10 protein-coding genes are annotated in these 13,071 nt (G+C 70.3%); 7 read left to right on the top strand and 3 right to left on the bottom strand.

What is annotated here, in order from left to right:
- Nucleotides 1-8: 8 nt before the first annotated feature.
- Entirely contained in the window at nt 9-746 is a 738-nt protein-coding gene (locus G6O69_RS34890; protein WP_172307792.1) for a glutathione S-transferase, read from the top strand.
- Here the strand turns inward: G6O69_RS34890 and G6O69_RS34885 are convergent, their stop codons facing one another.
- On the bottom strand, nt 747-1,739 hold the full coding sequence (locus tag G6O69_RS34885; RefSeq protein ID WP_172307791.1) for a DUF72 domain-containing protein: 993 nt from the start codon (nt 1,737-1,739) through the stop codon (nt 747-749).
- 26 nt (nt 1,740-1,765) lie between these two features.
- Here G6O69_RS34885 and G6O69_RS34880 point away from each other — a divergent pair, with 26 nt between their 5' ends.
- On the top strand, nt 1,766-2,917 hold the full coding sequence (locus G6O69_RS34880; RefSeq protein WP_172307790.1) for a hypothetical protein: 1,152 nt from the start codon (nt 1,766-1,768) through the stop codon (nt 2,915-2,917).
- A gap of 473 nt (nt 2,918-3,390) precedes the next feature.
- Here the strand turns inward: G6O69_RS34880 and G6O69_RS34875 are convergent, their stop codons facing one another.
- Nucleotides 3,391-3,954, bottom strand: coding sequence for a nuclear transport factor 2 family protein (locus tag G6O69_RS34875; protein ID WP_172307789.1), 564 nt, complete (start codon nt 3,952-3,954; stop codon nt 3,391-3,393).
- A 78-nt stretch (nt 3,955-4,032) separates the two neighbouring features.
- Here G6O69_RS34875 and G6O69_RS34870 point away from each other — a divergent pair, with 78 nt between their 5' ends.
- Both G6O69_RS34870 and G6O69_RS34865 read left to right on the top strand, forming a co-directional pair.
- On the top strand, nt 4,033-4,467 hold the full coding sequence (locus tag G6O69_RS34870; RefSeq protein WP_172307788.1) for a hypothetical protein: 435 nt from the start codon (nt 4,033-4,035) through the stop codon (nt 4,465-4,467).
- A complete protein-coding gene (locus tag G6O69_RS34865; protein WP_172307787.1) occupies nt 4,451-5,044 on the top strand; it encodes a hypothetical protein in 594 nt (197 codons plus the stop codon). The genes G6O69_RS34870 and G6O69_RS34865 overlap by 17 nt, the downstream gene beginning before the upstream one ends.
- 52 nt (nt 5,045-5,096) lie before the next feature.
- On the opposite strand, the gene G6O69_RS34860 is transcribed toward G6O69_RS34865, so the two are convergent.
- Nucleotides 5,097-6,662 carry a VWA domain-containing protein gene (locus G6O69_RS34860; protein ID WP_255215959.1) on the bottom strand — a complete coding sequence of 522 codons (1,566 nt, stop codon included), beginning with the start codon at nt 6,660-6,662 and terminating at the stop codon, nt 5,097-5,099.
- Between the two features lie 126 nt (nt 6,663-6,788).
- On the opposite strand from G6O69_RS34860, the gene G6O69_RS42550 reads away from it, so the two are divergent.
- The 3 genes from G6O69_RS42550 to G6O69_RS34845 all read left to right on the top strand — a co-directional run bounded on the left by G6O69_RS42550 (nt 6,789) and on the right by G6O69_RS34845 (nt 13,065).
- The gene (locus tag G6O69_RS42550; protein ID WP_172307786.1) at nt 6,789-8,393 is read left to right on the top strand and encodes a transglutaminase domain-containing protein; all 1,605 of its coding nucleotides are present in this window, start codon (nt 6,789-6,791) and stop codon (nt 8,391-8,393) included.
- 13 nt (nt 8,394-8,406) lie between these two features.
- A complete protein-coding gene (locus G6O69_RS34850; RefSeq protein WP_172307785.1) occupies nt 8,407-9,144 on the top strand; it encodes a hypothetical protein in 738 nt (245 codons plus the stop codon).
- A gap of 195 nt (nt 9,145-9,339) precedes the next feature.
- The gene (locus G6O69_RS34845; protein ID WP_172307784.1) at nt 9,340-13,065 is read left to right on the top strand and encodes an Hsp70 family protein; all 3,726 of its coding nucleotides are present in this window, start codon (nt 9,340-9,342) and stop codon (nt 13,063-13,065) included.
- Nucleotides 13,066-13,071 lie beyond the last annotated feature (6 nt).

The following is a 13,071-nucleotide window of genomic DNA, read 5'->3' as shown; positions in this document are numbered from 1 at the left end:
GTCGGGTCATGAGCGACGAGCCCTACCTGTTTTACTACTGGCCCGGGCTCCCGGGCCGCGGCGAGTTCGTGCGCCTGATCCTCGAGCAAGCTGGCGCCGCCTACCGCGACGTCGTCCGCGAGCACGAGGACGCCGGCGCGGGCATCTCGGCGATGTTCGAGTGCATGGGCGCCGAGGGCCCCGGCCCGCGGCCGCTCGCGCCCCCCTTCCTCGTGCACGGCGAGCTGCGCCTGGCCCAGATGCCCAACATCTGCGCCTACCTGGGCGCCCGCCACGGCCTGGCCCCCGCCGACGAGGCCGGGCGGCTCACCGCCATGCAGCACCAGCTGACCTTGGCCGACCTCGTCAACGAGGCCCACGACACCCACCACCCCGTGGCCGTGGGCCAGGTCTACGAGGAGCAGAAGGTCGAGGCCGCGCGCTACACCAAGCAGTTTTTGGCCGCGCGCATGCCCAAGTTTCTCGGCTACTTCGAGACCCTGCTCCAGGCCGGGGGCGGGCGCTACCTCGTCGGCGACGCGCTGAGCTACGTGGATCTGAGCATGAACCAGGTCCTGCGCGGGCTCGAGTACGCCTTCCCGCGCGGCTTCGCGGCCCTGGCTGGCGAGCTGCCCGGCCTGCTCGCGCTGCGCGATCGCGTGGACGCCCTCGAGGGGATCGCGGCCTATCGGGCCTCGCCGCGCTGCCAGCCCTTCTGCGAGCACGGCATCTTCAGGCGCTACCCCGAGCTCGACCTCCCCGGCTGATCAGCCCAGCTCGAGCAGCTGCTTGGCGAGGGCGATCACCGAGAGCGGTGAGCAGCCCTCCGCCTTGTTGTTGGCGATCAGATAGATCTCGCGCGCCGGCGCGGCCTTTGCCTGGGCGAGGATCATCTCCGCGAAGGCCTGGCGGACCTCGAGGTTGGGCTCGGCCAGGCGGTGAAAGGGGGCATAGGCCTCGCGCCCGGACTCGTAGGTGTGGTGCCGAGCCAGCATCCAGCGCATGACCAGGGCCGGGCGATCGACCCCGCCGCTGGCCTCCCACTGGCGGCGCAGCGGCGGCATGTCGGGGAGCTCGACCACGCAGTGGCTCGCGCCGACCTCCTCGAGGGCGCGGACGTAGCGAGGCGTGAACAGGTCCGCGTTGCGGATCTCCACCGCGTACTTGGGCCCGGCGGGCAGCGCGGCCAGGAAGTCGCGCAGGCGACACGCAAAGCTGCGCGCGCCCCCGGGGACGCGCTGCGGCGGGAACTGAAACAAGATCACCCCGCCTTGCTCGCCGAGGCCCTGGACGAAGGGCTCGACCACCGCCGCGCTCGCGTACTCGGGCTCGAGGAAGCGCTCGTTTCGCTGGCCGGCGCGGCTGCGGTACCACGACTCGTCGCCAAAGCGGACCGTGGTGCACTCGGCGTGGGCCTTGGCGAGCACGCGAAAGTCGGCCGGCAGGCCGTCGCGCAGCGCCGCGAATTGCTCGGCGCGCATCGGCCCGTAGTAGGTGCGATCGAGGCCGACGGTGCGCAGCAGGGGGTGGCGGGCGTAGACCGCCAGGCCCTCGCGGGCGAGCAGGCGGTTGTTGGCCGGGCGATCCCACAAGATGCCCTCCCAGCCCGGAAAGGACCACGAGGACGTGCCCAGGCGCAGCCCGGGGGCGAGGGCGCGCAGCTCTTCGCCGAGGGCGCCGACCTCTGGCGGCTGCTCGGCGAGGTCCAGGCGGCGCGTTGGATCCGGGGCCGGCGCGCCGAAGAAGTCGAGCTGGGCCACGACCAGACGCTATCCTGAATCGGCCGATGACCCAAGACATCACCTCGACCGACGCGCTGCTCGAATTCATCGCCGCAAACGGCCACCTGCGCGAGCAAGTCGTGCAGGAGCTGGATCTGCGCGAGCTCGGCCCCAGCTTGCAGGGGATCTCCGGCGAGCGCTCCGCCTTCTTGGGCTGCCGCATGGACGCCGAGACCATCGTCCACCTCTATCGCAGCGGCGCTGACCTCTTTCCGCCGCTCGCCGAGGGCATGCGCCTGCCCTTTCGCCCCTACCGCAGCGGCCTCTACACCGTCGACGAGCTCTACGAGGGCTTCGACCCCGCGGTCTCCGGCTCCTTCGAGCGCTCGGCCCGCGACAGCCAGATCTACCGCTACTTCACCGCGCGGCGCGAAGCCGAGGGGCCGATCTCGATCATGGAGGCCCTGGCCATGCGCCTGCATGACCACGCCATCGAAGACGCGCTCACCGGCCTGCTGCGCGACTACCAGGCCCCCGGCGAGCACCGCGTGGCCGCGATCATGGGCGGCCACGCCATGCGCCGAGGCGAGCCGGCCTACCGCGAGATCGCCGAGCTCGCCCGCGGCCTCGCGCGCCGCGGCTACCTCGTCGCGACCGGCGGCGGCCCCGGTGCGATGGAGGCCGGCAACCTCGGCGCCTACCTGGCCCCGCGGGCCGACGACGCCCTCGACCAGGCCATCGAGCTGCTCGCCCGAGAGGTCGACTACCACGAGCACCACTATCTCCAGCTCGCCCTCGAGGTCCGCGAGCGCTGGCCTGCCGAGGGCGCCGGGAGGAGCTTGGCGATCCCGACGTGGTTTTATGGCCACGAGCCCAGCAACATGTTCGCCTCGGACATCGCCAAGTACTTCGCCAACAGCGTGCGCGAAGACGGGCTACTGGCGATCGCCACCGCGGGGGTGATCTACGCCCCGGGCAGCGCTGGCACCGTGCAGGAGATTTTCATGGACGTCTGCCAGAATCACTACGTGACCTTCGAGGTCGTCAGCCCGATGGTGTTCTTGTCGAGCGAGTACTGGACGAAGACGCTGCCGGTGTGGCCGCTGCTGGAGGCGATGAGCGCGGGGCGGGCCTGGGGAGGGCATATTGGGCTGGCGGATGGGGCCGAGGAGGCGCTGGGCTTTCTGCTGGGGCATCCGCCTTTTGTGCCGGGGTGAGCCTGCGAAGTGGGTCGATCCTTCGCCAAGTCCGGGAGACGCCCGTGATCCACACTCGCCATGTGCTCGTTGCCGTTGCGGCAGTAAAAAGGGGCCGCTCCGAAAGCGGAGTCGGCCCCTTGGGTAATTTATTTGCGAGGTGGGTTGTTGCCACGCCCTCCTCCAGAGGGCCGGCCGGATGTGCTCGGGGCGTTTGATGGACGTGGGCGGGCAGCACCGCCACCGCTCTTGGTTCCATTTCCGCCAGAACTGCTTTTGCTTCCGCTTTTGGGCATTCTTTTTCCTTTGCGTCGAGAGAGGAGGTGTGGACCGATAAACGTAAGAGATTGCCAGGCGATGGCAAGCAGATTCTGGTGGCGTGTTTTGAGAGGGGGCTGTGAGTTAATGTTGTTATTAGATATTGAATATATGTATTTGTTGATGTGGCGTTCTCAGAACGCCGTATGAGTTGGTTTCATATGCAAGAGAGGCCCCTATTTTGGGGCGGTCAGCTCGCCCTGCGGCGCGGCCGAGGTGTGGTCATGGACGATCACCCACCCGCCCTCCTGACGCTCGAGGATCACCGAGAACACCCCCTCCCCAGCCTCGGGCGTGTCCTCCAGGCGCCAGCGCCCAAGCACGATGGCCGCCTGCGGGCACTCGCCCAGCCCGCGCACGTCGAGGATCTCGAAGGCGAGGGTGCCCATGGTCTCGGTGCTCTCGCCATAGCGCGCCAGGTACTTGGCGTGGGTCTCGTCGTAGCCGCGGCGGATCTTGGCGCCGGAGGTGAAGAGCAGGCGCTCGGTCTGCTCGTAGCTGGCCAGGAAGCCGGTGAGGTCGCCGCTGTTCCAGGCTTCGCGCTGGCGCTCGAGCACGGCGCTGACTTGGTCGGGGTCGAAGCTCTCGCAGGCAGGGGCGGGCTCGGGCTCGGGCTCGGCGCAGTCGGCGGCAGCGGTGGCTGGGCTGGGGGAGGTGGCGCAGGCTGTGAGGGGCAGCACGGCGAGGGCCAGCGAGCGCGGGCCGGCGGCGCGGGGGAGGCGGGGGAGGAGGCGAGCCATGAGCGTCGATTGTACGCGTAGGCGGTCACAGGGGGCGGATTTCGATGGTGGTCGGCCAGCGTTTATCATCCGCCCGCCATGGTCTTGGGACCCTCCTCGCGCAAACTGCCCGAGCAAAACCGCCTGCGCCCGCGGGAGCTCTTCTTCGTGTTTCTGGGCACGACCACCGGGGCTGCGTTGGCGGTGTTCTGGTTTCGCCTGGTGCCAGAGGCCCTCGCTCAAAAGGGCATGACGGTCGCGGACCTCGACGGCCTGGCGCGCTTTTTGTGCCACATGGGCTTTCAGATCCCGCTCCTGGTCGTGGCGGCGGTGATCCTCGCGGCTGGCCTGGCGACGCGGGCGAGCTCGGGCAAGGACACGGCCACGTGGATCTTGGCGGGCGGCTCGCTGCTGATCTTTGCGACCCTGGCGTTCAGCTTGCGGGTGCTCTACGAGCCGGTGCTCGGCGATGGGGTGCCCGCGACCAGCGAGGACGCCGAGGCGACGCCACCGGACGATGACTGGCAAGACTGAGGCGCCCGGCGAGGGCGAGGGGCTCGACTCGGAGGTCGTCGACGTCAGCGGGGGCGCTTCGGCGAGCTCGAGGCCCGCGGTCCAGGCGGACGAGGGCCCAGGAGCCCGTGGTGAAACCCAACACGCCCTCGACGAAAACCCCGGCGCCAGGAGCCGCGCTGGGTTCCACCACGGGCTCCCAGGGTCGCTGCGCGAGGTCGAGGACGAGCCGCCGATCGTCGCGCGCATGGTCGTGGAGATCCGCTCGGACGGGAGCACGACGATCGCCCGGGGAGCCGTCGAGGATCGCCTCGGGGATCAGCAGGTCGCCGTGGAGGCCAAGGCCGACTCGCCGATGGCGCTCTCGCTGGCCCTGGCCAAGCTGCTCTTTGGCGCGGCGGGGCTGCGGGGGAGCATTGGAGGCGGGAGCGGGAGTGAGAGCGCCGGTGGTCGTGCCGTCGACGAGGCGCCGCGCTCACGCCTGGGTCGCCTGCGCGCGCGCCTCGAGCAGGAGATCGACGAGCGGGTGGGCCGGGAGCTCCAGCGCCGGCTGCTCGGGGGGCTTGGGAAGCTCGGGGACAAAGACGAGGAGCCCTGACCCGAGCTCGGATCAGGGCTCGGATCAGGGCTCGAGCTCGTTTGACGGGTGATCAGTCGAGGCCGTCGGCGACGCGCATCAGCTCGATGAGCTCGCGCCGGTGGCCGCCGCGGTCTAGGCCGAGGGCGCCCTCGGCCAGGGCGATGGCGGCGAGCCAGCTCGCGCTCCCGGCGTGCTCGGACTTGCGCAAGAGCAGGCCGAACTCGGCGACGGCGGCGGCGAAGCGGAAGTCGTCGGAGCTGTCCTCGAGCGCGCGGCCCCTGTCGCCGATCGCCTTGGTCAGCAGCTGGCTCTGCTCGCCGTCGGGAGCCTTGTAGCGCAGGCGAAGCTCGCCGAGGGGAGCGGGGACCCTGTCGCCTTCGTCGGGGCCGGTCTGCACGTCGAAGGGCGGCTGCTTGCCCGGGATGAGCTCGTAGAGCGCGGTGACGCTGTGCCCGGCCCCGATCTCGCCGGCGTCCTTGCGATCGTCGTCGAAGTCCTGGGCGTCGAGGAGGCGGTTTTCGTAGCCGATGAGGCGGTAGGACTCGACCCACGCGGGGTCGAACTCGACTTGGATCTTCACGTCCTTGGCGATGGTCACCAAGGTCGCGCCGCCCTCCTCGATGAGGACCTTGCGGGCCTCGGCGATCGAGTCGATGTAGGCGTAGTTGCCGTTGCCCTTGTCGGCGAGCAGCTCCATGGTCTCGTCTTGGAGGTTGCCGGTGCCGAGGCCGAGCACCGAGAGGAACACGCCGGACTCGCGCTCGCGGGTGATCAGCTGCTCGAGGCCGTCGCGGCTGACCTCGCCGACGTTGAAGTCGCCGTCGGTGGCGAGGATCACCCGGTTGATCGCCTGGGGATCGAAGTGCTCGCGGGCGAGGGCGTAGGCGCGCTCGATGCCGGCGCCGCCGTTGGTCGAGCCGCCGGCCTGGAGGCGATCGAGGGCGGCCATGATCGCCTGCTGCTGGTCGCCGGTGGTCGGCTCGAGGACCATGCCGGAGGCCCCGGCGTAGACGACGATCGACACGTGGTCCTGGTGCCCGAGGGTGGAGACGAGCAGCTTCATGGCCCGGCGCAGCAGCGGGAGCTTGTCGGGGGACTCCATCGAGCCGGAGACGTCGAGGAGGAACACGAGGTTGCGCGGGGGCAGCTGCCCGGCGGCGAGGGCCTGGCCCTGGATGCCGATGTGCAGCAGCCGGGCCTCGCTGTTCCAGGGGCAGTCAGAGACCTCGCTGAGCACGGAGAAGGGCGCCCCGGCTTCGGGTTTGGGGGCCGGGTAGTCGTAGCTGAAGTAGTTGATCAGCTCTTCGACGCGCACGGCGTCGGCGGGGGGGAGGGTGCCGTCGCGGAGGAAGCGGCGGACGTTGCTGTAGGAGGCCGTGTCGACGTCGGCGGCGAAGGTCGACTGGGGGACCTGGGCGGCGTCGAAGAACTCGTTTTCGTCGATCTTTGCGTAGCCTTCGCCGTCGGCCTCGGCCATGGGCGCGGCGGGGGCGTAGGCCAGCCGGTGCTCCTCGTCCTTGGCGTAGCCGGCGGGGGAGGACTTGGCGCAGGCGAGGGCGCCGCCCGAGGCCAGGGCTCCGATGACGAGGAGGCTGGAGATGCGGGGGAGGGCGTTCTCCGGGGCGGGGCGTGACATGCGGCCCCAAACGCCGGCCAGGAGGGAGCCCTGACACCAGCGGCGAAAAATCCGTGGAGGAATGGCTGGAGCGGCGCTGCGGTGCTCTCTCGCGTGCGAAGCGACCGGCTGGGCCATAATCCTTCGGTGAGTGCGCCCTCGAGTCGACCCTGGCCGCTGCGCCTGGTGATCGCGCTGCTGCGGCTGGCGTGGACCTTGCTGGTGATCAGCGCGCCCCTGGCCGGGGTGTGGATCGCCAGCTCTCTGGCGGCTCTGGGAAACGGCCCGCTGTGGCTGGTGGCGCTGGCTGGCGCGCTGGCCGTTCCGCTGCTGCCTCTGGCCTGGGAGGGGCTGTCGGCGGCGCTGCGGCGCCGACGGATGGCGAAGAAAAAGACGATCTCCAAGCTGCGCAGCCGCGGCGCAGGCAGGGTCGAGACCGACGCGCGGATCTCGAGCCTGTGGGATCGCCTGGTGCTGCGGACCTTGGCGGTCAACCTCGTGTTCGTGGGCGGGCTGCTGTGGTCGCGGCCGGCGACGGTCTACGAGGCGGTCTCGGCCCGGGGAGACTGGATGCTCGAGGGGGTCGAGGCGCCCTGGGCCGAGGCGCTGCGCAGGCAGCTGCATGCGGCGGCCGAGGGCTTCGAATGGCTGCACGAGCGCACCCACGAGAACGCCTACGAGGACCTGCTCGACGAGGAATTCACAGCGCCGCCGCCACCTCGCCCTGGCGCGCAGCACGAGCCCGGCAAAGCCAGCGGCCAAGCTGCGGAGAGTGGGTCTGGGCAGGAGTCTGGGCGGGCAGGTCAGGGCGAGGCGCTGGTCGAGGAGGACGAGCCCGTCGACCTCGAGACCATCGCCGACGCGGTCGAGGCCGAGCGCTGGCCGATGTGGCCGCAGGCCTCCGAGCCGCACCCGCTGATCGTGGACCTGCCCTCCGCGGCCGAGGTGTCGATCGAGGCGCTGGCGGCCTACGTGGTCGAGCACGAGCGAGACCCCTTTGGCCGGGTCAAGGCGCTGCACGACTACGTGGCGACGCGCGTGGCCTACGACTACGAGACTTACAAGGCCGGGGGGCCGTTCCCCTCGCAGTCGGCCGAGCACGTGTTCGCCACGCGGACCAGCGTATGTGCCGGCTACGCGAACCTGCTGGCCGCGCTCGTCACCGAGGCCGGGGGCGAGGCGGTGGTCGTGAGCGGATACTCGCGCAAGCTCGGCGGCGGGCTCTCGGGCGAGGGCCACGCCTGGAACGCCGTGAAGATCGAGGGCGAGTGGTACCTCGTCGACGCGACCTGGGACGCGGGCGGGGCGAGCCCCGAGGGCGACTGGCGCTTCGAGTACGGCAGCGATTATCTGTTCGCGCCGCCCGAGATCATCGGCCTGACCCACTTCCCCGATGACCCCGGCTGGCAGCTGCGCACGCGCCCGCTCGAGCGCGGGGAGTTCCTGCGCCAGCCGATGCTGCGCCCGCGCTTTTTTGCCGACGGCTTCGAGCCGATCACCGAGCTGCGCTCGCACTTCGACGTGGACGAGGCGCTGAGCGTGAGCCTCGCCAACCACGACGGCCAATTCGTGCTCGCGCACGCGGTGTCGAGCGAGGGCGCGGTGGACTGCTCGGTGCTCGGCAGGCAGACGCTGGAGATTCGCTGCGAGCTGCCGCGGCGCGGGCAGTACGAGGTCCAGATCTTCGCCAACGACGAGCGCTACGGCGACTTCCACTATGTCGGCTCGCTGGCGGTCAATCGGGTTTCGTGAGTAAGATTTGGCCGTGACCGTCGGCGAAGACGACCTGCCCGCAGCGCACTCCATGGACACCCAGTGGTTCGTTGTCGACGAGGCGGGCCACGTCGCGGTGTTCGACTCGGGCGAAGGTGGCGGGGTCGCCGACGCGCACTTCGACTGGTGGGGCGCGCAGAGCGTGTTCGAGGAGCTGCTCGTCGAGCTGCTCGCCGCGGCGGAGCTCGGTGGGGTGCACTTCTACAGCGAGGGGCTGTTCGAGGAGGGGCACGAGGACGAGGGCGAGGACTACATGACCACGGTGATCGCCGATGAGCCCGGCGCGGTCCCGGTCTGGAACTACGCGCCCGACGTGGTGCTCGAGCTGGGCGAGGAGGTCGGCCACGACGAGGTCGCGCGGGCGCTGAAGGTCGAGCCCGCGGCGCTGTGGCGGCTGCCCAGCAAGGGCGCGCGCCTGGTCTATGTCGCCGAGTGTGACAACGAGCAATTGCGGGCTGGCTGGCAGGCGGCGGGGATCCGCCGGGCCAAGGTGGGCTACACCCCCACGCCGGCGCGCATGGGGCTTTGGGTCTACGACTGCGAGACCTACGACGACGGGGTCTACGAGCGCGTGAGCGGGCCGCGGGGCCCCGCGCTGCGGCTCGAGGGCTTGCCGACGCACTTGCGCCACCGCCTGGGGGAGGTCTGCCTGGACGCCGTCGAGTTCTCTCGCGATGAGCAGGTCGATCCGCTCGAGCATCTGCCGGGGAGGACCTGGGGCGACATCTGAGCCGAGGCTGCATCGCCGGCTCGCGCCTGGCGGCGGACACCGACGATGGCGCGCGCGCGAGTGATCTCCGAGCAGCGCTGCGCGCGGGGGGAAAAGCACCGCGCAAAGCGCCCCTGATGGCCGCTCGCGGGGCTTTGGTGGCTTGACAGCGATCCCCCCCTTCGTAGGCTGCGCGCCCCGGACTCCGAGACCCGCATGGCCGCCTCCCGATCCTCGTCCAAGACCCCGCCCGCGCCCGAAGCCCTGCTCGCCCTCGACATCGGCACCGCCTACTGCCGAGCCTGTCTGATCATCGATGGGCGCCCTCGGGTGGCCACGTGGCCGCTGCTCGGCGGTCGGGTGCCGACGATGGTGGGGCTCGACGGCGCGGCGCCGGTGCTCGGCGACGTGTCTCGTCGGCTGACGATCACCGAGCCGCGCAAGCAGATCCAGGCCGCGCCGCGTCTCGCGGGCTCGCGCTACGAGCTCGCCCCCGTCGAGGGCGGCTCCTGGCGGCAGGTGCCCGTGCGCCGGGGCCCCGGCGGCGACGTGCACATGCTCCTGGCCGAGGACGTCTGGCCGGTGCCGCGGGTGCTCGCGGATCTGATCCGGGCCATGGTCTCGGAGCTGTGGCGGGACCACGACGTCGTCTTCGAGCGGATCTTCGTGGCGGTGCCCCCCGGGGCGAGCGACGCCCGCCGCCGGGCGGTGCAGCAAGCCCTGGTGATCGCGGATCTACCCGAGGCCGAGCTCGTGCACGGGACCACCGCCGCGGCCCTGGCCTGGCTGATGCTCGAGCGCGAGGGCCAGCGGGCGCTGGGTCTCGATCGCCTCGAGGAGGCGCTGGGGGCGATGCACTCGCCGGTGCCCGTGGCGGAGATCGAGGACGAGGAGGACGAGGACGACGAGGACGACGAGGACGACGAGGACGAGGAAGACGACGAGGACGCGGAGGGGGAAGACGCCGGCGCGCGAGAGGGCGAGGAGAGCGAGGGCTCCGAAGCGGCCGAGGGCGAAGAGGGCAAAGAGGGCGAAGACGGCGAGGAAGGCGAAGAGGACGAAGACGAGCAGGAAGAGGTCGCCAGCGAGCAGACCGTCCTGCTCCTCGATCTCGGCGCCGGCAGCTTCGACGCCTCGGTGCTGCGGGTCGACGCCGGGGGCGTGGAGATCCTCGCGGGTCGCAGCCGCACCGACCTCGGCGGCCTCGACATCGATGATCGTCTTGTCGAGTGGCTGGAGGATCGCTTCGTCGCGGATCACGAGATCGAGCTGGCGGGCGACGCCACGGTCCGGGCGCGGATGCAGGACGTGGCCGAGAAGGGCAAGCGGGCGCTCTCCGACGAGGAGCGCGTCGAGCTGCGTCTGCCCTACCTGTGGGCGGACGCCAGCGGCCCCAAGCACCTCTTCGTCGATCTCGAGCGCGAGACCTTCGAGCGGCTGATCCGCGATCTCGTCGAGGAGACCGCAGCCCTGGCCGCGGCCGTGGTGGCTGACGCCGGGGTCGACGGGCGCGAGCTCGACGGGGTGATCATGGTGGGCGGCAGCAGCCGGGTGCCGGTGCTCCAAGACCGCATCGAGGCGCTCTTTGGCCGCGTCCCGGACACGGAGCTGGCCAACCCCGCCTTCGACGAGGACTTCGTGGTCCGCGGCCTGGCCCTCGAGGCCTACCGCCGCGGTCAGCGACGCCCGACCCTCCAGCTGGTCGAGGTCGCCAGCCACGACGTCTGGCTGCGCCGCCTCGACGAGGGGGTGGAGGGCGCTGGCGAGGCGCGGCGAGTGATCGAGCGCGGGACCCCGCTGCCGGTGCACCACACCGTGGCCTTCGAGCGCCCGGACTGGCGCCCCGCCAACTTCGAGCTGCTCGAGGGCGACGACGACGTGCGCTGGCCGGTGATGCGCCTCAACGTCGCGGGTGAGCGCCGGAAGATCGAGCTGCACCTCGAGATCGATCGCAGCGGTCGCCTGGACGCGCGCATCGACGAGGTGGTCCGCAAGAAGCGGGCGGCGCTGCGCCGTATCCAGCGCCTGGGGCTGAGCGAGCGGGCCGTGCTGCGCCTGCGCGAGCTGGCCCGCCGCGACGCGCACGAGCAGGCCCTGCGCGACCGCGCCGATGACGTGCGTCGTCGGGTGCAGGAGCTCGGGCGAAGCATCGAGAGCTGGCTGACGGATCCGCGGGTGAAGATCGACGATCTGCTCCAGACCAGCCTGCGCCAGTGGCAGCGCGACGCGGAGGCGGCGCTCGAGGTCGGGGACTTCGAGATCCTGCTGGCGGCGCTGCAGGCCTTCGATGGCCTGGTGGATGCGCTACCGGAGTCTGTGCGCGGGGGGCTGCACGCGGCCGACGAGCACGCTTGGGATCTGCCGGAGGAGCCGGACGAGCCGGTCGATCTCGGGGATGAGGCGGAGGACTACGGAGAGGACGACCTCGTGCCGCGGCTGCGTGTCGAGGGTGATGAGGATGAGGACGAGGAGGACGAGGACGAGGACTCGGACGAGTCTGACGACGACGGCGAAGGTGAGTCTGACGATGAGTCTGATGACGATGACGAGTCTGACGATGAGTCTGATGACGATGACGAGTCTGACGATGAGTCTGATGACGATGACGAGTCTGACGATGACGAGTCTGACGATGACGAGTCTGGCGACGACGAGTCTGACGATGACGAGTCTGACGATGATGGTGTGGATGAGTCTGATGATGACGAGTCTGACGATGACGAGTCTGAAGGGTCCGATGACGATGATTCGTCTGATGACGCTGGGGCGGGTGAGTCCGGCGATGACGAGGACGAAGTCACCGGCGAGCCCGGCGACTCGTCTGACGAGTCTGGCGATGACGAGTCTGGCGATGACGAGTCGGGTGACGACCTCGTCGGTGATGAGGCTAGCGATGAGTCCGACTCGTCCGATCACGACGTAGAGGCTCCCGAGGTCTCCGAGCCGGAGGACTACGAAGAGATCGAGGGCGCTGATGCGCCGAAGGATCTCGAGGGGGAGTCGGATGAGTCCGACAGCCTGGAGGGATCTGAAGAGGCGCCCGAGGAGGACGGCTCGGACGCTGCGGAGAGCGACTTGGAGCAGCTGGAGGCGCTCGAGGAGGGCGCTACCGACGAGGTGATCGCGGGTGATCAGGAGCCCGAGGCCGTCGCGGAGGATGAGGGGGAGGAGCTCGAGGATGACGCGCCCGTCGCTGGCGATGACGCGTCCGGCGATGAGGCGGAGGCGTCCGTCGAGGATGAAGAGGTCGCTGCGGATGAGCCTGGCGATGAGGCGGAGGCGTCCGTCGAGGATGAAGAGGTCGCTGCGGATGAGCCTGGCGATGAGGCGGAGGCGTCCGTCGAGGATGAAGAGGCCGCTGCGGATGAGCCTGGCGATGAGGCGGAGGCGTCCGTCGAGGATGAAGAGGTCGCTGCGGGTGAGCCTGCGAGCGAGGTGGAGGCGCCCGCCGAGGGTGAAGAGGCGGCCGCGGATGACGCGGATGAGCCTGTCGTAGCGGTGGAGGCATCCGCGGCGGACGAAGAGGCGCTCTCCGATGACGCGACTGAGCCCGCGAGCGAGGTGGAGGCCTCCGTGGCGCATGGCGACGAGCCCTCGGACGACTTGGAAGAGCCTGCTGAGGCGCTTCCTGTCGAGGACGCGGCGGAGGCGTCCGACGAGGCCGAGGCGCCTGGCGATGACGTCGAGGTGGTCGCTGACGACGTGGAGGTGATGCCCGAGGATAGGGAGGCGCCCGTCGAAGATGAAGAGGCGACCGCCGAAGATGAAGAGACGCCCGCCGAGGATGAAGAGGCGACCGCCGAGGATGAAGAGGCGACCGCCGAGGATGAAGAGGCGACCGCCGAGGATGAAGAGACGCCCGCCGAGGAGGATGGCGAGCCCTCGGAGGCCGCGCAGGGGATGGACGAAGAGCCGGAGAAGCCCGAGCCCGAGCCCAGCTGAGCCCGG

Source organism: Pseudenhygromyxa sp. WMMC2535, assembly GCF_011083025.2.
The sequence above is the reverse complement of the archived record's forward strand: the minus strand, read 5'-3'. Positions and strand labels throughout refer to the sequence as shown.